The following is a 19,789-nucleotide window of genomic DNA, read 5'->3' as shown; positions in this document are numbered from 1 at the left end:
GCCCCTGCTCATGCGGAAAAGGCTGAACAACAAGGAAACGTGCCGGGTCTTCGGGATCAATCCGAAGATCGGGCAGACGCTGGCGCAACGGACCGAATTCGTCCGACGGCAACAAGGCGGCACCATCGATTGAGCGGTGGTGCCGCCTCTCGTGTCCTTGCGGTACCTGTGCAAGGCCGCCCTCATCTACATCGCCGCCCTGCGGCGTGGATGAGGTTGTGTACCCCGCTATTTGGGCTCGGCTCCGTGCCGGATTTGCCGGGAGGAGATCGCGGGCCGCGCCGCCCCAGTCCAGTCGGATCTTCAGCGTCGAGTGGTAATTCCCGTCGATCACCTAATTCGGCCTCACCTCACGGTGAGGGGCGGTCTGGCCGACGGGCTGCCGCCTCAGTCCGTGGTCGAAGGCGACAGAACGGCGACCGAGCCGAGGGCCCGGGAGATGCCGACCAGGAGATCCCGGTACTCGGCCTCGGCCGCACGCAGCGCCCGAACCGCCATCACGCCGTCCGCTCTGTCCGCCGGCAGGCCGCGGGCGCGGGCGTCGGCCGCAGCCGTGAACATGGCAGCCAGCCCAATGGCGACGCTCTCGGCCTCCGTCCCGCCGCCCCGGCGTGCCTCGGCGTAGGCGTGCGCACGCACGTCGTCCGAGCAGTGCGCCCCGAGCTCCAGCATCCGGTCGTGTATGTCGGTCATCCGGTCCGTAAGGCGCCGGCCGGGGCCGGCGGTCCAGGGAGTGGGGAACCGCATCCCGCCACGATGAGGGCCGCCCCGACTTATCGTCCGCCGCAGGGGGCCCAGGGCGCGCAGAGTCCGCAGAGGCCCGAGCACCTGTGCGGCGAGCCAGGGTCCGACGATGGGGATGAGGAAGCCGACCGCGACGAGCAGGGTGCCGAGGCAGGCGAAGGACATGGCCGCCCGGTTGAGCGGTTCCCAGTCCCGCTCGCTCCAGGCGGCAACGACCGCGGCCAGCTTGGCCGTACCATAGGTGACGTTGGTAAGGAAACCGACGGCCAGGACGGTGAGCCCGATACGCAGCAAGCGCCCGGCCGGTGTCCTCCGCTCGGGGCACTCCCTGCGGATGTCGCCCGCCCATTTCCAGCACGCGGCGGCCGCCGCTGCGGCAGCGGCGGTGACGGCGAACAGGCAGAGCAGCACCATCTCGCGCATAAAGGGTGTGTTGGCGTAATACGTCTCGAAGTCACGCTGTCGCTCGACCGGCGCCTCGCCCCAGACGAAACAACCGATGAGCAGGATAGTCACGGCTCCATGGCCCCAGATCCAACGCCTGACCCGGCGGCGAGTGCGATGAAGGACTTCCACGTCCTCACGCCAGTTCTCCATGAGGACCCGGCAGGCGCACGCGTAGGCGGAGAGGATGCAGTAGACCAACACCGCCGAGAAGTTGCTGACGCCGGTCATCTCGTTGACGAACGAGATTGTCGGGGGCGCCGAGAAGAAGAACGCCGCGGCCTGCAGGAAGATCACGGCGTTGACGCTGCGGACCACGGGGCTGTGCCGACGCCTCACCAACGAGGGAAGTTTGACGACCAGCACGATGCCGAGCGCGGCCGCCGGGACGTAGAGATTCACGACTTCTCGCCTGTCATCCTCTGAGCGAAGCCCAGATGCGGTCGGCCACTCCGCCGAAGGGTGTCGTGCCAGGCCTGCGCTCCAGAAAAGGCCTGACCCGGTCGGCCAGCATCCGGCCGAACTTCTCCGCACGCCGCTCCTCTTCGAGGTCTGGCTCCGTACGGGCGGCGACGTAGGTGACTGCGTCGGCAAGGCTCCAGCGGTCGCCCAGCATGCGGGCCGCGGCCATCGCAGCGGACGCGCTTCCATGACCGCAGTGCCCCTCCTTGAGGTGCCATAGCTCATGCCCAAGGATCACGGCCTGGTGCAAGGGGGAGGTGTTCGCCTCGAGGACGATCAGGTCGTAGTCGCCCATGTCCAGCCACAGGCCTGTCACCGTGCCGGGCGGGAACTCCTCGAGCATCAGACGCACTTCGCGCCCGCTGCTTCGTGCGGCACCCGCGCAGATCGCCTTCAGTAGCTCCATGGGCTGCTCGGGAACCGGTTCCGGCAGACCCCTGAGCAGCGCGTCGCGATACCGCTTCATCTCGCGCGAGAACCGCACTCCGTGCCACCCGTCCCTCGTCCCGGATGCACAGCCCCCATGCATCGTTACTTGTGCGTTACCGCTGGTGAGTCGTGGCGTCCGCCGTCGCGATCAGTCGACGTCATTGTGCACCAACGCTGTCTCAAGAGCGGCGCGGGCCTCCCGGGCGCGCTCTTCCCGGGAGCGCCGTGCGACGGATTCGATCAGGGCGATCAGGGGTTGGGCGGTGTCGTCCGGTACGTCGGCCAGGGCCCGGGCGGCGTACGCGACGACGCCGAGTGCGGGATCCACCTCGCTCGCGGGCCCCGCGGTTTGCAGGCGTCGCAGGTCCTCGTCTTGGCGCTCCACGGTCCGCTCCAACAGGTCCTTGTGGATCTGCTGCAGGGCGCGGTTCAGCGCCTCGGCCGGCTCAGCGACCAGAAACTCGATCTTCTCTCCGAAGAAACCCGCGATCCCGGCGGCGTGGTCGAGGTTCGGAGCACGTCCGGTCTTGATCATCTTGTCGAGCCACTGCGCGCTCGTTCCTGCGCCGGCCGCGATCTCCGCCAGGGAGTAGGCCCGCCTGCTGCCGTCCGCGGCCGCACGTAGCCGCGTCGAGCGCAGGAAAAGGATCCGCTCGACCACACGCCGGTGGCGTGCCTCGACCACGTCCACCTCCGGTCCAGGCTCAGCGGGGCGCTCACCACGCAGCAGCTTCCGCACGTCCGCCACCGCCACCCCGGAGGCGTACGAGAGTCCGCCCTCCCCCTCTACCCGCAACACGTCGTCGCGGTTCAATCCCATGCGGTCCAACAGTGAGTCGATCCGACACACCGTGCCCATCAGGTCCTGAGCAGGCCCATCACTCACAAGAACTCCCGCGGTCATCGGACGAGGTACTGCAAGGCTAGCAACCACCGTTGATCCGTCTTTCTCGGAAGGCCGACATGGACGGCTCCGGTCGCATTCGTTCGGCCTCCTCACTGACGCTCGTCCCCGTTCCGCGCCGCGCCAAGCCCCCCTGTCACGTCGGTACCTTGGGGCGTTCGGATGGAAGTGAGGAGCGCCGGTGCAGGTTTCCATGCTCAGTCTCTGGGGGCCGGGGCCTTCGGGGCGGTGATCGGGTGGATCGCGTACCGGACGCTGTGGCGTGCGAACGGCGGGTCCAGGATCGCCGATCTCGTGACGATCATCGCGGCGTTGGGCGGTGCCGCGGTCGTCAACAACCAGTTCGCGGAGGAGGAGTGACGGACGGCGGCCCGGTCGGCGGTCAGACGGTGGAGCACGGGCGGAGCCCGGCGAAGCAGTACGCCGTGTAGGCAAGTCCCAGGACGTTGCCTTTCGCAGCAGAGCCATCCGGACGCCGTGCAGGGCCGCTCCCACCTGCTGCCCCGCGAGCAGCGACTCCCAAAGGGTTCGGCGAACTCGCTGGCGAGTGCCTGGTCCACGGTGGTCTCGGTGCCGTTGACAACGGAGGCGTGGCGTTCGGTGAAGGTGTCGACGAAGCCCAGCCACGAAACGGGGTCGTGGTCGGCAGTGTGACACGGTCAGACGAGCTGAGAACGCTTCAGGAATGCCGAAGCGGCTCAGGAGAATTCACGGGATGTCGCACAGGAACGTCTTGAGCTCTTCGGCCCGGTGGCGCCGGTGCAGGGAGCCGATCACCTTGCCGGTGGCCACCTCCAGAGCGGCGAACAGAGTGATGGTGCCGACGCGGACGTAGTCGTGCGTCGGTGCATCGGTCGGCGACGACGATGACTTCGTCCGCGGGCCTGGTCTGGGCCGCGAGCGACTCGAGAGGTGCCCGGGCCCGCCGCCCCATCGCCGGGCGGGTTCCGTAGCCGAAGGATCCCGATGCCTCCCGCCCCTGCCGACGCCCACATCCACAACACGTCACGACCGCACCGCTCGGATCAGCACAGCCCACGGCGCGAAGGTCATCGAATCGGTCGGGAACACGCAGGCCAAGGCCGGTGCGCTCAACCAGGTCCTGGGCGAACTGCTGCCACGGCTGTCCGACGACGACGCCGTCATGATCATGGACTCCGACACCTCGCTGTCCCCCGAGTTCATCGCCCGGGCAGCCCGCCGCCTGCACGAGCAGGAACCCGGCCTCCCACCCATCGGCGGCGTGGGCGCCATCTTCTTCGGCTACCCCCTGCGCCGACTGGTCTGCCACCTCCAGAACAACGAGTACGTGCGCTACGCACGCGAACTGCACCGCCGCCGCGGCCGCGCCGATGTCCTGACCGGCACAGCCTCCCTCTACCCGGTCAAGGCTCTGCGCCACGTCCACCGAGGCCGCACCGAACACATCCTGCCAAGGGGGGACGCCGTCTACGACGTGCAGTCGCTGACGGAGGACAACGAACTGACCCTCGCGCTCAAACACCTGGGATACCGCTGTGTGTCCCCGTGCGCCTGCGTCGTGGGCACCGAACTCATGCCCACCTGGTCCCGGCTCTACTACCAGCGGCTGCGGTGGCAGCGCGGCGCCCTGGACAACCTCAGGGCCTACGGCCTCACCCGTGTCACGCTGCCTTACCTCTGCCGGCAGGCGCTCACCTATCTGAGCGTGGCCTTCGTCCCCTTCTTCCTCACCGTCCTGCTCTACTACACCGCCACCAAGGGATTCCCCGGATGGCCCTGGTTCTGGCTCGCGGTCACTGCCGTCGCGGCCTTCGAACGCGTCTGGGCAGCCAAACGCGGCGGCTGGAAGGCCCTGCTGCTCGCCGTCGCGATCGTGCCGGAAGTTCTGTTCGACCAATTCCTCAACGTGATCTACGCCAAAGCGCTCATCGACATCCTGACCCGCACCGACGCCACCTGGGAACAAACACGCGGCCGCAAGAAACGCCTCCGGAAGTTGTTGATCACCACCTGCGGTCTGGTCCTCATGACGGCCGGCGTCGTGGGCCTGGCCTTCGTCTGCATCGCGCTCGGCATCGCCTGGCACCTGATCGCTGTCTTCGTGCTCTGCGGTGTCGCCGCAGCCGTCATCCGCCTCAGCCGCCTCTACCCCCTCGGACTGCTGCTGTCCCTGCCCAGCGGAGAACCGAAGCACGAGGAGATCCCACCCTGGCGTCAGCCAGGGGTGCAGGCATCGGCAACGACCGGTTCCCGCAGCCACCGTTTGACCGGCCACCGCCACCGCCACCGCTGTCGACCCGAACAACCATGCGCCAGCCCGAACCGCACCGCCCACCGCGCAGCAGTTCTCCTCGGCGGCCCGACGCGACGCCGGGCAGGCCAGCGATTCGGCACCGCGAGGCGAGCGTACACACGGGAAGCCGTCGGTGTCGGTCTCCGGGAAGGGCGACCCCAGCCCGCGCCCGGCCGTGGACGTGCGATGTGGCGATGGGGCAGGCACGGGAGGCTTCGTCATCCGCGAGGGCAACGAGCCCGTGCTCTTTCGCCGTCCGATCACCGGCTGGACAGTGACCACCTCCCAACTTCCGTGCACAGATCTGCGCTGGCGCTTGATCGCGTCGTCCTGAGCGCCGTACCCGGCCTCCTCACGTTGCTCACCGGGAGCGTCCCTGAACCCGATCGTGTGTGGTGTCGGCCCCTGCACAGGTCAGGGCGCCTCCCCCAGCAGTTGCTCGGCCCAAATGGTCTTGCCCGCCGGGGTGTATCGGCTGCCCCAGCGATGAGTCAGCTGCGCCACCAGGAACAGACCACGGCCGCCCTCGTCCGTCAGGCGGGCCCGCCGCAGATGTGGCTGTGTCTGGCTGGGGTCGGAGACCTCACAGATCAGGCGGTGATCCCGAATCAGCCGCAACCCCACCGGGCCGCCCGCATAGCGGATGGCGTTGGTGACCAGCTCGCTGACGATCAGCTCAGTGGCGAACGCCAGATCCTCCAGTCCCCAGGAGGTCAGTTGGCCGGTGACGCGACTGCGCGCGCTTCCGACGATGCTGGGGTCGGCGGGCAGTTGCCAGGTGGCAGTGGCGTCTTCCGGCAGTTGTCGCACCCGGGTCACCAGTAGCGCCAGGTCGTCGTCAAGGGGTTCCTGCAGCAGTTTCTCCACGATCCGGCCACCGATTTCCGTGACCGGGCGCCCGTTCCCGGCGCCGTCACCGGTACCCTCCCGCACCAGTGCCAGCCCACGCCCCGTGCAGTGCGGATCTCGTGCCAATGCTCCGGTGTAGAAGGACAGCAGGTCACCGGGGCGCAGCTGAAGTTCGGCAGATTCGAAGGGCTCCGCGCCTTTGCCCAGGGGCAGCCCCGGCTGCAAGGGCACGAGGTCGGCCTCACCGCCGTCCCGCGAAGCGAGCAACGGCCCCGGATGTCCCGCACTGGCCAGAACACAGTGGCAGTTGACCGGATCGTAGACGGCGTACAAGCACGTCGCACCGTTCACGCTGCCGGCTGCCGGGGCGGCAGTGCCTCGATGCTCCTCGTCCTCGGCGAAGCGAACCACCAGGTCGTTCAAGTGGGACAGCAGCTCGTCGGGACTGAGGTCGAGGTCCGACAAGGTCTGCACCGCCGCCCGCAGCTGCCCCATCGCCGCCGTGGCGTTCATGCCTTGCCCGCCCGCGTTGCCCACGACGAAGGCCACTCGACTGGAGGACAGGGCGATCACGTCGTACCAGCTCCCGCCAACACCCGTCGCAGCGCGCGCGGGCATGTGGGCGCCGAAGGTGTTGGCAGCTTCGACGTCCATCACCGGCCTTGGCAGAAGACCTCGTTGCAGCGCCTCCGAGGTACGGCGCTCAAGGGTGTAGCGCCGGGCGTTGTCGAGACTCAGCGACGCCCGGGTGCCGATTTCGTCCGCCAACGTCACATCCACCGGATCGAAGGGGGTTCGTTCCCCGGTGCGCCAAAGCCCCACCGCCCCCAGCACCAGTCCCCGCGCCAGGAGCGGCAGCACCATCAGGGAGGTGGCCTTCGGGGGCAGCATCAGCGCGGTCCTTTCCGCGTCACCTTCCAGCGCTGCCCGGGCCAGGTCCAGATCCGGCAGGACACCGGGCGTGCCTTTGCGCAGGTGTTCGACTTCTTCGTCGCCGATCCGGAAGGTTGCGCCGGCCGCGTGGATCTCTCGCGGCCAGCATCCGTCGGCCGCCGCCACGGCGACTCGCAGCATGGGCGTGCGGGGAGCGAGGAACGTCGGTTCTTCGCCGAGCAGTACGCCCTCGGTCAAGTCCACCGCCCCCAGGTCGGCAAACGCCGGCACGAGTACGTCCAGCAGCTGCTCGGCGTTACGTGTGATGTCGAGGGAGCCGCCGATGCGGGTTGCGGCTTCGTGGAGCAGCTCCAGCCGCTCAAGCGCTCGCGGATCGGCCCCCAGCACCTGCTCCGTGGTGGGCTGAGGCCGCCGTACGGTCTGAGGCCCGGAGTCCGGGGGCTCCGCCGCGAGCAGCCGCATGAGGAAACGGCCCTCGGATCCACTCGCGAGTACCGACACCGCCGTCACCGCCGAGAAAGGCGCGCCGTGGACACTGCGCAGGTCGGCCCGCGCGCTCAGCACGATCCCGCCCAGAGCTCCGGAGGCGAGCTCCGCCCACACGGACGGATCGTCGAAGAAGGACGAGACTTCCGTGCTGCGGATCTCGTCGATGGAGCCGTCGAACAGCCGTAGCGCGGGGGGCGTGCAGGTGAGCACAGCTCCCCGGGCATCCAACACCAGGACGGCTGGTTCGCCGGCCAGGACGTCGGCGGCGGGTGGGTGCTCGTCGTGCACGGTGCATCACTCCAGCATGGTGAACGGCGCCGCTACGTCCACTGAACCACTCAACTCGCCGCTTCGCTTGTTCGCCAGGAGAGCCGGGCGTTCCCAGCGAGGTCGCTCGGTAGCGTCTCTCCTGGCGTGAGTGCTGAGGCTGCTCACGGGTGTCGGCCAGGGCGCGTGGGCTGTCCTCGGCCTCCGCTGCGTCAGCGAGGGCCTCGGCTGCGGCTTCCGCGGCCTGCGCGGCGTCGTTCGGCGGCCTGCGCAGGCCGCCGTGTCCTCCGACGACGTCTCGCGTGTGGCCGGTCGACGTAAGGGATGACCAGGTTGAGGCCCGGCCTCAGCGTGCGCCGGTAGCGGCCGAGACGCTCGATGTTACGCGCGCGCATGCGGAACGATGCGTACCGCCCGCACCACGGTGAAGACCGCGATAAGCGCGATGATCGCGCCGGCTATGAGCAAGCCCGAGACTTCCATCGCTCACTCCCGGGGGTAGACGACGGCGGTGGCGCCATGGATTTCCATGACGTCGACTGACACCCCCGGAGGAATCACCAGCATTTCGTCGTAGGCGCGGGCTGTCCATTCCCCACCGTCGATGCGGACCCGGCCGTCCCCGCCCCCTCCGAGACGACGGAGGCGGGCCTGCCCGCCAGGGCGTCCACGCCGAGTCGCTCAGCCTGGGGCTGGGACAGGTGGCGCGCCATGACGGGGCGTACGAGGACAGACTGACCACGGCGAGGACGGTGAACACCAAGAACTGTAGGGGAAGCGCAAGTCCCAACGCGGCGCGCTCCACAAAGGCTCAGACAGCAGTGCGCGCTTTCAGTAACGCGGCATGTGCATAGGGCAGCATTTGCGCTGCTTTTAACCTTCTTAGCTCGATCTACGCCATCGCAGTCGGGACCTCGCTCGTGTCGCCTGGACGGACGCCACGGCGGAGGGGTGCCATCGCCCGGGCGAGCGACCGCCCGTACGGACGGTGGCTTCCCTCGGATGCCCGCCTGCGGTGGCCCGGTGTGGCCGAAGAGCCGACGCTCGTCACAGCACGCGTCCGATCGGATGCGTGAAGTGAGTGACTGGAGAAGAGCAATGAACAAGTCGACTGCCGCGACGCTGACCGCCGCCCTCGTCGTGATAGCCACTGGCGCCGCTCTCGCCCCGGCAGCCCTCGCCGCAGACGGGGCAGAGGGCAAGACCCTCCACGCGACGCTGGCGCCGGTGCCGACCAACAAGGTCACCGGCTCCGGCACGGCCATGGTGCATCTGAACGGCCACCAGGCCACCGTCACCATCAAGACCCAGGGCCTGCTCGCAGACGCCCCGCACGCCCAGCACTTCCACATTGGCGCCAAGGGCCAGTGCCCGCCCGCGTCGGCGGCCACGAAGCACAACGGCCTGCTGAGCATGAACACGACTGACGGCCTGCCGTTCTACGGCAAGATCGGCGCCTCCCTCACCACCACCGGCGACACCGGAGCCTCCCACTCCGCTCTCGCGGTCGACCGCTTCCCCAAGGGCTCCTCCTACACCTACCACCGCACCATCACGGTCGACGAGGAGACCGCCAAGAGCCTGCGCTCGAACAACGCGGTCGTCGTCGTCCACGGCATCGACTACAACGGCAACGGCAAGTACGACGACGTCCTCGGCGCCAGCGACCTCGACCCCAAGCTGCCCTCCGAGGCGACCAACCCCGCCCTGTGCGGACCGCTGAAGACGGCTCCCGCCGGAGCGGTCGCCGGCGGCATGGGTGGCACGCAGGACTCCGACACCGTCGCGCTGACCGCCGCCGCCGGGCTGCTCACCGCTGCCGCGGGAACGATGTACCTGCGTCGGCGTCACAGCCGCCAGAGCTGACCGGCAGGTCCTGGATGCCGAGCCTCCGGCTCACTGGCCGCCGCGGTCTCCACACCGCGGCGGCCACCGCCTTCACCCTCGCCGCCCTCGCCCTGCTCCTCACCGCCCTCATCGGTCCCGAACCCCCACCGCGCCCGCCGACCGCCGCCCTCCAAGCACCCGCCACGTCCGCCCCACCGGGCCGACCACACCCCCCGGCCACGGCTCTGCCGCACTCCCCGCCCACCCGTATCCACATCCCCAAGCTCAAGACGAAGACCCACGTCGAGCACGTGGGCCTCGCCGCAGACGGCACCCTTGCCATGCCCGCCGATCCCGACCACGCCGGCTGGTACACCGGCTCCGCGGCCCCGGGAGAGAACGGCAACGCGATCCTGGTCGGACACCTGGACTCCTCCAGCGGCCCCGCCGCCTTCTACGGTCTCGGTGCCCTGCGCCCAGGCGACCGGATCACCGTGCAGCGCCGCGACGGCCGGCCCGCCCACTTCACCGTCGCCACCATGGCCGTCTACGCCAAGGACGCCTTTCCGTCCCAGCGTGTCTACGCCCCCACCCCACAACCGCACCTCACCCTCATCACCTGCGCCGGCTGGGACGACGACCGCCGGACCTACCGGTCCAACCTCGTCATCACCGCCCACCCCTGACCCACTACTCCGTGCTGGTCGATCGGTTGCTCCGTTGGCTGGGACACGACCGCGATCACCATCCGTAGTCGCTTTACCAACCTTTTTGTCTGTTTGTCTGATTGCATTGATGCCGCCTCCCGGCGGCGTCCTGGATCGTCTCGGAGACGAATGATGCGCAAAGCAGTAATCGCCTGCACGCTCGCCGCCTCGGTGCTGGCAGCCGTCCCCTCCGCCGTCGCAGCGGACACCCGCGGCGGCTGGGGAGGGAACGGCAAGGGCCTGACGTCCGTGGGCCTCACCGAGGACCAGCACCTGGTGGGCTTCCGGGTGCACGACCCCTCCGACCTGTGGCACCTGGGCCGCATCAGCGGTCTGCGGTCCGACACCAAGCTGGTCGGAATCGACTTCCGTGTCCAGAACGGCAAGCTGTACGGCGTCGGCGACCGAGGAGGCATCTACACCCTCGACAAGAACGCTCGGGCCGTGAAGGTCTCCCGGCTCACCGTGGCGCTCGCCGGCAGGTACTTCGGTGTCGACTTCAACCCCGCGGCCAACCGGCTGCGCGTCATCAGCGACACGGGCCAGAACCTGCGTCACAACATCGACGACCCCGCCGCGCCGCTCACCACCACCGTCGACGGCAGGCTCACCAACCCCACCATGCCGCCGTCGACGGCGCTCGGAGTGACAGGCGCCGCCTACACGAACAACGACCTCGACACCACGACGGCGACCACGCTGTTCGACATCGACACGGCCAACGACCGTGTCTCCCTGCAGTCGCCGGCCAACGCCGGCACACTCGCCCCCACCGGCAGCCTCGGTGTCGACGCCGGGCCGTCGGCGGGCTTCGACATCTACTACTCCCCCCGCAAGGGCACGAACGACGGGTTCGCAGCTCTCAAGACCGGCGGCAGCCACCGCTTCTACAAGGTGGACGTCCTCACCGGACAGGCCCAGCTCATCGGCACGTTCCCCGCATCCCGCCGGGTCACCGACATCGCCCTTCCCCTCGACCAGAACTGACCACAACCCGCCGAGCGGCCCGAGCCCTGTCGCCCCGGCGGCAGGGTCCCGGTCAGAACAACGGGCGGCGCAGGTGGGGCAGGCCTCGGCCGGTGAGCATGTCGACGACGGCAGCGGCTGTCGGGCGGCCCTCCGGCTGGGGAGCAGGCAGGGAATCAGTTGCGGCCTGTACTCGAGGAACAGCCATGGCCGGAGGGGGTGCCTCAACGTCGTGTGCAAATCCGGCCAGGTGGGCGGGCGGAATGCAGCCGAGCGTCTCGACGACGCCGGCCTGCTCGACCAGACCCGGGCGGTCCTGGACTCCGCCCACGTAAGGGCGAAAAGGAGGGGGGAACTCATCGGTCCGAGCCCTGTGGACCGTGGCAAGGGTGGGCTCCAAGATGCACGTCCTGTCGGACCCGAACGGACTGCCCCTCGTTGTCGGCGTATCGGCCGCCAACACCCACGACAGCCAGGCCCTGACCGCTGTTGCGACCCTGCCGAAGGCCCGAGAGGGGCCGGGAGCAGGGCTGTCCGGGTTGCACTGGTCGAGCAGGCGCTGGGAAGCGGGCTGCGGGGCGGGACTGTCAGGGCCGGGTGGATTCGCGGACGATGAGCCGGTAGCCCGGGCGGGGCCGCCGGGGTCCGGCGATGGGCGTGCCCGCGAGCCGTTCGACGAGGCTGTCGACGGCCAGCCGGGCGATCGTCGCCTTGTCAGGGGCGATGGTGGTCAGCGTGATCGTCCCGTAGCGGCTCTCCTCGATGTCGTCGAAGCCGACGACGGCGATGTCGGCCGGGATGCGCAGCCCGCGGGAAGTGATGGTGCGCATCGCGCCGATGGCGATGAGGTCGTTGTAGGCGAAGACGGCGTCGGGCCGCTCACCGCGGTCGAGGAGGGACGCCATGGCCGTGGCGCCGTCCTGGCGGCCGTAGCCGTCGGTGACCACGACCAGGGACTCGTCCGGCGTGATGCCCGACGCGGTGAGCTCCTCCCGCCAGCCGCGCAGGCGCAGGCGCAGGTGCGCGGGCTGGCGCTCCCGTCCGGTGCGTGAGCCGAGGAAGGCGATCCGGCGGTGCCCGCTCTCCACGAGGTGGCGGACCGCCTCGCGGGAGGCAGCCACATTGTCGATGGCGATGTGGTCATAGGGGGCCTGGTACTCCCGCTCGCCCAGCAGGACCAGCGGCGCGGTCTCGGTGCGCGACGTCAGGTCCTCGGTCTCCAGGTGGATGGGGCTGAGGATCAAGCCATCGATGACATGGGAGCGAAAACCCTGGCTGACCAGGAGTTCCTTCTCCCGCAACCCCCCGCCGCCGGTGCCCCTGCCGGTCGACCAGAGCAGATCGCTGCGGGTCACCATGCCGGGACACATCGACAAGTATCTGCGCCACCAGGACGCACAGGCCTTCACCGCGGTCGTCGACGCGAACAGCTCCGCGCTGCTGAAGAACGACGCCACCTGGCGAATCGTCCCGGGCCTTGCGGGCACCGGCTGCTACTCCTTCGAGTCGCGCAACTACCCCGGCCAGTACTTGCGCCACCGCGACTTCCGCGTGTACAAGGAGGCGGGCGACGGCTCGGCGCTGTTCAAGGCCGACGCCACGTTCTGTGCGGTGGCCGGCAACGGAGGCGTACGCCTGTCGGCTTACAACTTCGCCGGCCAATACCTGCGCCACATCAACTCCGAAGGGTGGCTCGCGACCCCGGGCGGCTCGCACGCCTGGGACAACCCGGCTTCCTTCACGGAGGACACCACATGGGCGGTGGAAGCACCCTGGGTCCCCTGATCGGGACCGCCTGAGGTCGACAAGCCTCCGCGGCGCCCCGGGCGCACGTCGCCTGGGGCGCCGCGGCACTCCGCCTCCCTGTGCCTGTTCTTGTCCAAACCGACCGGATGCGATGGTGAGCGCCGCTGCGGTGACGGCTGCCGTGCGTGCGCGGCGCACGGGGAATCTCTCGGCAGGACGTCCGGCCGGATCGTGTACGGAGGGCGGGCGGGAAGCGCGGGGTCGTCCCGAGGCCCGCTGGGTTTCCGGGAGGGCCCGTGTGCCGCCGCCCCGGGCGGCGGCACACAGGCACGGGGCTCGGGCGGTCAGGGCTTCTTGAAGACGGTGACGGCGAGTCCGTCGGCGGTGGTGCTGGTGGAGTCGGTGGCGCCGTTGGTGTCGAGGACCTTCTTCCACGTACCGGCGGGCAGGGCCACGTTCACGGGGCCGTTCGTCGGGTTGTAGACCACGACGGTGTCGTGGCTGGTGGGGGCGCCGGCGTGGGGACTGATCGCCGAGGTGACGACGGAGCCGTTGATGGTGGTGGCCATCTGGGCCTTCACCGCATCCCAGGTGCCCAGGCGCAGGGCGGGGGTGTTCTTGCGGAGCGCGATGGCGTCCTTGTAGTAGCGGAAGGTGGCGGCGTTGAGGGTCTTCTCGCTCCACTGGATGGCGTTGACGTTGTCGCCGGACTCGTAGGAGTTCTTGGCGGCTTCGTAGTCGCCTCCTACGACCTTGGAGTGGAGGAACTCATCGCCCTCGTGGAAGAAGGGGATGCCCTGGGAGGTGAGGACCATGCCGACGGCGAAGCGGTTCATCTGCCCGGCGCGGCCGGTGGTGCCGCCGGTGACGCCGGCGTAGGTGATCTTGTCCCAGATGTTGAGGTCGTCGTGGGCGGAGACGTAGTTGATCGTCTGCTCGGGGTCGTGGGCGAACGCGGGGTCCCAGGGGTTGGACAGGGGGCTGGTGCTCTTCGTGGCGAGCGGGGAGCCGCGCGTGCCCAGGGCGATCGCGGAGGCGTTGGAGGAGGAGCCGCCCATGTAGCCGAGGAGCTGGTCGCGGGTGCCGCCCTTGACGGCGTCGCGGTAGGCGCCGTTGGAGACGCCCACGTGGCCGCCGGCGAGAGCGGGCGTCGTGCCGTAGCGGACCTTCTGTGCCTGCTGCGGGTCGTCGACCCCGCCGCTCCAGGGCTCGCCGTGGATTTGGAGCGTGCGGTCGGGGAAGGTGGCCTGCAGGTGCTTCGCCCACTGGTCGACGTTCTTGTACTGGTGGACGCCGATGAGGTCGAAGCGGAAGCCGTCGATGTTGTAGGTGTCGACCCAGTACTCCAGCGAGTCGAGGATCATGCGGCTGACCATCGGGTTGCCGTCGTCGATGGAGTTGCCGGTGCCGGAGAGCTCGGTCTGGTGGTAGTACTTGCCGGTGATGTTCTGGAAGACATCCTTGTTCGCGGTGTGGTTGTAGACCACGTCCATGAGCACACGGATGCCGTTCTTGTGGAACTCGTTCACCATGGTCTGGAACTCGCGCACCCGCTCCTCGGGCGCGGTGAACTGGGAGAACTGCTCCTCGGGGACGTTGAAGTTGAGCGGGTCGTAGCCCCAGTTGGGCACGGTGCTGTTGAAGTCGAACGCCGGGAGCAGCTGGACGTGGGTGACGCCGAGTTCCTTGAGGTGGTCGATGCCCGTCCTGGCGCCGTTGTGCGTGGTGCCGGTCTGGGTGAGGCCGGCGAACTTGCCCCGCTTGGCGCTGTCCACCCCTGAGCTGGCGTCGATGGTGAAGTTGCGGACGTTCATCTCGTAGATGACGGCGTCCTCACGTTTGGTGATCGAGGGCCGGGGGGCCCAGCCGCCGGTGGGCTGGATGGACTCCACGTCCATGACGATGCCCTCGGTGCTGCCGGGTTTCACCATGCGGGCGTAGGGGTCGCGCACGGGGTTGTTCCGGACGCGGAACTGGTAGGGCTGGTTCTTCCAGTTGCCGGGCACCACGGCCTGGTAGACGTCCGTGTAGCCGTTGACGTCCGCGGGCTGGAGGGTGTGGGTCTGGCCGCCGACCGTGACGCTGACCTGGGAGCTGTCGGGGGACCAGATCCGGAAGGTGGTTCCGGTGGGCTCGTAGAGGGCGCCGAGCGTGTCGCTGATGGCCGGGGCGTGCGGCTGCTCGGTGCGTACGTCCAGCACGTGGGTGGTGCTGTTGTAGGAGAAGTCGACGGCGGAGCCGGTCCGGGGGACGGTGAAGCCGATGTCGGCGCCGGTGGGGCTGCCGCCCTGGCCGTAGCTCTCGGTCCAGGACTGGCCGATGGCGGCCTTGACCGTCCAGGTGCCGGCGGGGATGGCGGTGGTGGACCAGGTGTAGGTGCCGTCGCCGTTGGTGTCCTTGAGCCATGAGGTCAGGCAGTCGGGAGCCCAGTCGGCCGCGCAGCCGAGTTCGGACTGGAAGGAGCCCCCGGCGGTGACGATCTTGTGGTTGATGTCGTCGGCGACCCAGTGGGTGACGGGGTCGTAGACGAAGGTGACGTTCTTGCCGCCGGCGGGCACCCGCAGGGGGATGTCGGGGCCGTAGTACTGGGCGTTGGCGCCGTAGTTGTCGGTCCAGCTGTTGTTGAGGGCCGCCTTGTAGGCGTGGGAGCCGGCCGGGAGGCTGAGAATCTTGGACCAGGCCCCGGATCCGTCGGTCCGTGCGGCGAGCTGGGCCTGGGTGCAGCTGGGGGCCCAGTCTCCGGCGCAGCCGATCTCGCTGTTGAAGGTGCCGGGGACGGAGACGGCGGTGGGGGGCGCCTCGGCCCGGGCGACGTTGGACAGGGTGGGCACGATGGCCATGGCCATGGCGGTAGCGGCTAGGACCGCTGACGAGGTTCGTGCTCTGTGGCGCCAGGTGCGGCGTGCGGGGGTGCCGTGCAAGGGGGCCTCCTCGGGAGGGGGATCACCCGTCTGGGCGGCGGAGACGCCGGCGCGGGTGGGGAGGGAAGGCGGCGCTGGTCTCGTCACCAGCGGCGCGGCTCTGCGGCAGGCGTTCGCCTGCCGGCACGGACAGCGCGTCGTTCGGAATACCGACGATTGCTAATCTGTGTGTAACTCCAGTTAATAACCTGGCGACTTGGGGACGTCAATGGGTCGCGCAGGATCCGCGAAGACTGTTGTGCAGGCGGTTGCGGCCGTACGTGCTGCTGTTCACGACCTGGGTCAGGCCCCACGGGGCGGAGGTCCCCGTGATCCCGGGCGCGACAGCAGGCGACCTCCCGGGGCGGGAAGCAGGTGTAGCCCGGCAGGTCAGCGTGTGTGGGCTGTCCTGCCGGGCTTCCCGGGTAGGCGGTGTCAGTGCTGGATGAAGACGGCGACGGTGTGGGCGGGGACGGTGAACGTACCCGTGGCCCGGTCGAAGGCCGCGTCCTTGACAACGGGGTCGGCGCCGCTGCTCTGGACGGGGTGCAGAGCCTGTCGCGTGCCGACGAGGTCCTTCATCGTCTGGGTCTGGGCCGTGGGTGTGGCGTTGTAGACGACCGTGACGGACCGGTAGGTTTCCAGGCCGCGTCCGTCGATGTGCTGGGTGATGACGCCGGGCTTCTCCGCGGTCGTACCCGACAGCGGGAAGGTCAGGCGCTTCTGGATGACCTCGGCGGAGGCGAGGGAGAACAGCGGCGTGGACTGCTTGATGCGCAGGTATTGCTGGAACCGGGATGTGGCGGCGCCGATCTCGGTGCAGCCCGGGCGCAGCTTCGGGTCGGCCAGCAGTGGCTTCGCGAGCGGCCACTGGGCGTTGTTGGACTCGGCGAGGGGCAGGCCTCGGCCGAAGCCGTTGCCCTCTCGGCAGTCCCACTGGATGGAGTTGAACCAGTCGCCGCTGTCGTAGGAGTTGTGGTCCAGGGACTTGGAGCGGAGCAGGTCGGTGCCGCCCTGGGCCATGGAGGGGCTCTGGGAAAGGGTGCTGGTGGCGAGCGCGAGGGCCTGCAGGCGGGCGCGGGCCGCAGGGGTGGTCGTGGGGGCGAGCTTGTAGGCGAGGGCGTCGAAAAGGGCCAGGTTGTCGTGTGCCTCGACGTAGTTGACGGCCTCCGCCGGTGAGGCGGTGTAGCCGGCGGGCTGGCCGTTGTAGTCGATCTGGGCGCCGGTGCGGCGGGTGCCGTCGCTGGTGGTGAACGCGTACCGGGCAAGGTTGCCGGTCAGGCCGATCTTGACCAGGTCCATGTCGTGCAGCAGGCGGGCCTTCTGCTGCTCGGGCGTGCCGTTGACGTCGGCTCCGTTGGGCGCGGTGAACAGGCCGCTGGCGAAGCCCTGCCGGCGGGGGTCGGCGTCGGAGATGCCGCCGCCGCGTGCGCCGTCCCGGAGCCGGTCGTTGAAGGTGCCGATGCCGGTGCCGGCCATGTTCTCCTGGGTGGCCTGGGTGAAGCGGGCGTCGTTCGCGACGATGCCGTAGTCCCAGCCCTCGCCGTACAGCAGGCTGGCCTTGCCGTTGACGCCGTCCCGGCCGTGGGTGAGCTTGGCCAGGGAGGACTTGACGTCGAGCATGGTCTGCTTGGGGTCGAGTCCCATGAGGTCGAAGCGGAAGCCGTCGACGCGGTACTGCTTGGCCCAGGTGGTGACGGAGTCGACGACGAGCTTGTTCATCATCGCGTTCTCGGGGGCGGTGTCGGCGCAGCAGCTGTCGCGGGTGACGGTGCCGGTGGCGTCGAGGCGCTGGTAGTAGCCGGGGACGATCTTGTCGAGGACGGATGCGGCGTCCTGTCCGGCGGCGGCGGTGTGGTTGTAGACGACGTCCATGACGACGCTGAGTCCGGCGTCGTGGAGGGCCTTGACCATCCGGCGGAACTGGACGATGCGGTCCGCGCCGTCGGGGGTGGTGGCGTAGGCGCCCTCGGGGACGGTGAAGTGGTAGGGGTTGTAGCCCCAGTTGTAGGCGTCGCGGGCCTGGGTCGAGGCGACGCACGCCTGCTGCTCGGGCGAGTCCGGCGCCATGGCGTCCATGTCGCACGCCGGGGCGGCCTGGTCTCCGCGGACCTCGGGAGTGCCGGCGAAGTCGAAGGCGGGCAGCAACTGGACGGTGGTGACACCGGCGGCCTTGAGGTCCTTCAGGTGCTTCATACCCAGCGACCCGGGCTCGGTGAAAGCCAGGTAGGTGCCGCGCTTGTCCGCGGGGACACTGTCGTCGGCGGCGGAGAAGTCACGAATGTGGATCTCCTGGATCTGCTGCTTCTCCATGGGCAGCGCCTTCGGAGGGCGCGACTTCTCCCAGCCCGTGGGGGCGGTCGCGCGGTCGTCGAGGTCGACGATCTGGCTGCGCTGGGAGTTAGCCGAGAGCGACAGCGAGTACGGGTCGGTGACGGCGTTGACGACGGTCTTCTGCGTTGCCGGGGTCCACACCGTGACCTGGTAGCGGTAGTAGAGGCCCTTCCAGTCCTGCCCGCCGAGCACGGACCACACGCCTGTGGCGCGGTCGAGCGTCAGCGGCACCACCCGGGCCTTGGCCGAGGCCGGAGTGTCGTAGAGCTCGACGGAGACGGCCTGCGCGGTGGGTGCCCACAGCGAGAGGGCGGGGCGGTTGTCATGGAAGACAGGGCCGAGAGCGGCCTTCTCGGCCTCGGCCGCGTACAGGGAGTCCAGGACGCCGGCGGTCTGCAGACCGGTGGCGTTGACGAGCTGCCCGTCGGGGGTGATGGCCGCGATCGCGCTCTGGCCCTTGACGAGGTCACGGGCCTTCGTGGCCCAGGCGGCGGGGACACGGAGCGCGCCGAGCCTCGCCAGGTGCGGGTACTTCTCCTTCAGGGCTTGCGGCAGGCCCGTGGGGTCGTACCGCAGTGGGATGCTGGTACCGCCGCTGATGCCGGTGCCTCCGGCGGCGAGGCCGCCGTCCGGGGCGGTCGCGAGCTGGTACGTGGTGCCGGACGGGTGGGCGGTGGTGTCCCAGGCGATGAGGTCGGGGGTCAGCCAGTGACCGGCGCGGGGTGCGAGGCTCGGCTTGGGCTTGCCCGGGTAGACGCTCAGGGTCTTGGAGGCGGTGCTGTAGCCGAAGGTGGTCTCGGCCCGGTCGGCGGCCACGGTGAAGGTGGTGCTGTCGCCGGCCGTCTGGGCTGGCAGGCCGAGGGCGGGCTGCGCGGTGTAGGTGCCGGCGGGGAGCCTGGTGGTGGTGAAGGTGGCGATGCCGTCACCGTCGGGGTCGGTCAGCCAGGACGCCAGGCAGTCGGCGTCGTCGTCGCTCGCGCAGCCGAGTTCGCTCTGGAAGGTGCCGAGCGCGGTGGCCAGTCTGGTGCTGAGGGTGTCGGTGATCCAGTGGGTGACCGGGTCGTAGACGAAGGTGACCTCGGCGCCGTCGGCGGGCACGGTCAGCGGGATGTTCGCGCCGCCCGGGATGGCGTTGAGGCCGTAGTTGACGGCCCAACTCCGGTCGAGGGCGGCCTTGTACTGATAGGTCCCGGCGGCCAGACGGGCGGTCAGCGCCCAGGTGCCGTCGGGGCGTAGCCGCATCTGGGCTTCGTCGCAGTCGGGGGCCCAGTCTCCGCCGCAGCCGAGCTGGTTGTCGAAGTCGGAGGCGACCGCGACGGTGGTGGGCTGCGGGGTGTCGGTGTCGGCGGCGAGTGCCGGTATCGCGGCCGTGCCGGCGACGAGACTCAGGGCCAGGACGGCTGACCTTCTGGTCGCGCGGGCGCGGCCGCGCGCGGCGGGGGTAAGTTACCGCAATGAAAACCAAGGGATGTTGCGGGCGGGGGTGTGTGAGGGTGAGTCTGCTGAGGGCGTAGCGGGCAGGCCGGTGCGGGGGCGGCAGAACGAGCGCGGG

10 protein-coding genes and 6 pseudogenes are annotated in these 19,789 nt (G+C 69.4%); 7 read left to right on the top strand and 9 right to left on the bottom strand.

The features are described from left to right. Window positions 1-387: 387 nt before the first annotated feature. The 3 genes from ABZ567_RS18725 to ABZ567_RS18715 all read right to left on the bottom strand — a co-directional run bounded on the left by ABZ567_RS18725 (window position 388) and on the right by ABZ567_RS18715 (window position 2,899). A complete protein-coding gene (locus tag ABZ567_RS18725) occupies window positions 388-1,590 on the bottom strand; it encodes a DUF6545 domain-containing protein (protein ID WP_360790970.1) in 1,203 nt (400 codons plus the stop codon). 13 nt (window positions 1,591-1,603) lie between these two features. Then, complete coding sequence (locus ABZ567_RS18720; RefSeq protein WP_360790968.1) at window positions 1,604-2,134, bottom strand: toxin-antitoxin system, toxin component; 531 nt, start codon at window positions 2,132-2,134, stop codon at window positions 1,604-1,606. 93 nt (window positions 2,135-2,227) lie between these two features. After that, window positions 2,228-2,899: a hypothetical protein gene (locus ABZ567_RS18715; protein WP_360790966.1), complete on the bottom strand. Its 672-nt coding sequence runs from the start codon at window positions 2,897-2,899 to the stop codon at window positions 2,228-2,230. 312 nt (window positions 2,900-3,211) lie between these two features. On the opposite strand from ABZ567_RS18715, the gene ABZ567_RS18710 reads away from it, so the two are divergent. Together ABZ567_RS18710 and ABZ567_RS18705 are read left to right on the top strand one after the other, a co-directional pair. After that, window positions 3,212-3,343 (top strand): hypothetical protein, encoded by a 132-nt coding sequence (locus ABZ567_RS18710; protein ID WP_360790963.1) that lies wholly within the window; start codon window positions 3,212-3,214, stop codon window positions 3,341-3,343. Between the two features lie 529 nt (window positions 3,344-3,872). Further along, window positions 3,873-4,703 (top strand): annotated as a pseudogene (locus tag ABZ567_RS18705) (glycosyltransferase family 2 protein); the annotation flags it as partial. A gap of 969 nt (window positions 4,704-5,672) precedes the next feature. Here ABZ567_RS18705 and ABZ567_RS18700 read toward each other — a convergent pair. The 3 genes and pseudogenes from ABZ567_RS18700 to ABZ567_RS18690 all read right to left on the bottom strand — a co-directional run. Then, window positions 5,673-7,778 carry a SpoIIE family protein phosphatase gene (locus tag ABZ567_RS18700; RefSeq protein ID WP_360790960.1) on the bottom strand — a complete coding sequence of 702 codons (2,106 nt, stop codon included), beginning with the start codon at window positions 7,776-7,778 and terminating at the stop codon, window positions 5,673-5,675. Window positions 7,779-8,065: 287 nt separating this feature from the next. Then, a pseudogene (locus tag ABZ567_RS18695) lies at window positions 8,066-8,240 on the bottom strand (SPFH/Band 7/PHB domain protein); the annotation flags it as partial. Window positions 8,241-8,243: 3 nt separating this feature from the next. Next, window positions 8,244-8,553: pseudogene (locus ABZ567_RS18690) on the bottom strand (NfeD family protein); the annotation flags it as partial. A 302-nt stretch (window positions 8,554-8,855) separates the two neighbouring features. On the opposite strand from ABZ567_RS18690, the gene ABZ567_RS18685 reads away from it, so the two are divergent. The 4 genes and pseudogenes from ABZ567_RS18685 to ABZ567_RS18670 all read left to right on the top strand — a co-directional run. After that, complete coding sequence (locus ABZ567_RS18685; RefSeq protein WP_360790957.1) at window positions 8,856-9,623, top strand: hypothetical protein; 768 nt, start codon at window positions 8,856-8,858, stop codon at window positions 9,621-9,623. A gap of 14 nt (window positions 9,624-9,637) precedes the next feature. Beyond that, entirely contained in the window at window positions 9,638-10,270 is a 633-nt protein-coding gene (locus ABZ567_RS18680) for a class F sortase (RefSeq protein ID WP_360790954.1), read from the top strand. 153 nt (window positions 10,271-10,423) lie between these two features. Next, on the top strand, window positions 10,424-11,278 hold the full coding sequence (locus ABZ567_RS18675) for a DUF4394 domain-containing protein (RefSeq protein WP_360790951.1): 855 nt from the start codon (window positions 10,424-10,426) through the stop codon (window positions 11,276-11,278). A gap of 250 nt (window positions 11,279-11,528) precedes the next feature. Then, window positions 11,529-11,730, top strand: a pseudogene (locus tag ABZ567_RS18670) (IS5/IS1182 family transposase); the annotation flags it as partial. Window positions 11,731-11,844: 114 nt separating this feature from the next. On the opposite strand, the pseudogene ABZ567_RS18665 reads toward ABZ567_RS18670, so the two are convergent. After that, window positions 11,845-12,561 (bottom strand): annotated as a pseudogene (locus tag ABZ567_RS18665) (substrate-binding domain-containing protein); the annotation flags it as partial. Here ABZ567_RS18665 and ABZ567_RS18660 point away from each other — a divergent pair. After that, window positions 12,551-13,042 (top strand): annotated as a pseudogene (locus ABZ567_RS18660) (AbfB domain-containing protein); the annotation flags it as partial. The pseudogenes ABZ567_RS18665 and ABZ567_RS18660 sit on opposite strands and share 11 nt — an antisense overlap. A 305-nt stretch (window positions 13,043-13,347) precedes the next feature. On the opposite strand, the gene ABZ567_RS18655 reads toward ABZ567_RS18660, so the two are convergent. Next, window positions 13,348-15,843 (bottom strand): alpha-amylase family glycosyl hydrolase, encoded by a 2,496-nt coding sequence (locus ABZ567_RS18655; RefSeq protein WP_360790948.1) that lies wholly within the window; start codon window positions 15,841-15,843, stop codon window positions 13,348-13,350. A gap of 495 nt (window positions 15,844-16,338) precedes the next feature. Continuing rightward, a complete protein-coding gene (gene pulA, locus ABZ567_RS18650; RefSeq protein ID WP_360790945.1) occupies window positions 16,339-19,479 on the bottom strand; it encodes a pullulanase-type alpha-1,6-glucosidase in 3,141 nt (1,046 codons plus the stop codon). Between the last annotated feature and the right edge of the window lie 310 nt (window positions 19,480-19,789).

It is taken from the genome of Streptomyces sp. NPDC016459 (assembly GCF_040632845.1).
In the GTDB taxonomy this organism is placed as follows: domain Bacteria; phylum Actinomycetota; class Actinomycetes; order Streptomycetales; family Streptomycetaceae; genus Streptomyces.
This window is presented reverse-complemented; position numbering and strand designations above follow the sequence as displayed.

Bases quoted from the DNA above. Each gene is read 5' to 3' on its own strand.
- ABZ567_RS18715 (WP_360790966.1), bottom strand. From the start codon at position 2,899: ATGGGATTGAACCGCGACGACGTGTTGCGGGTAGAGGGGGAGGGCGGA.
- ABZ567_RS18685 (WP_360790957.1), top strand. From the start codon at position 8,856: ATGAACAAGTCGACTGCCGCGACGCTGACCGCCGCCCTCGTCGTGATA.
- ABZ567_RS18680 (WP_360790954.1), top strand. From the start codon at position 9,638: ATGCCGAGCCTCCGGCTCACTGGCCGCCGCGGTCTCCACACCGCGGCG.
- ABZ567_RS18675 (WP_360790951.1), top strand. From the start codon at position 10,424: ATGCGCAAAGCAGTAATCGCCTGCACGCTCGCCGCCTCGGTGCTGGCA.
- ABZ567_RS18655 (WP_360790948.1), bottom strand. From the start codon at position 15,843: ATGGCCATCGTGCCCACCCTGTCCAACGTCGCCCGGGCCGAGGCGCCC.
- pulA (WP_360790945.1), bottom strand. From the start codon at position 19,479: ATGCGGCTACGCCCCGACGGCACCTGGGCGCTGACCGCCCGTCTGGCC.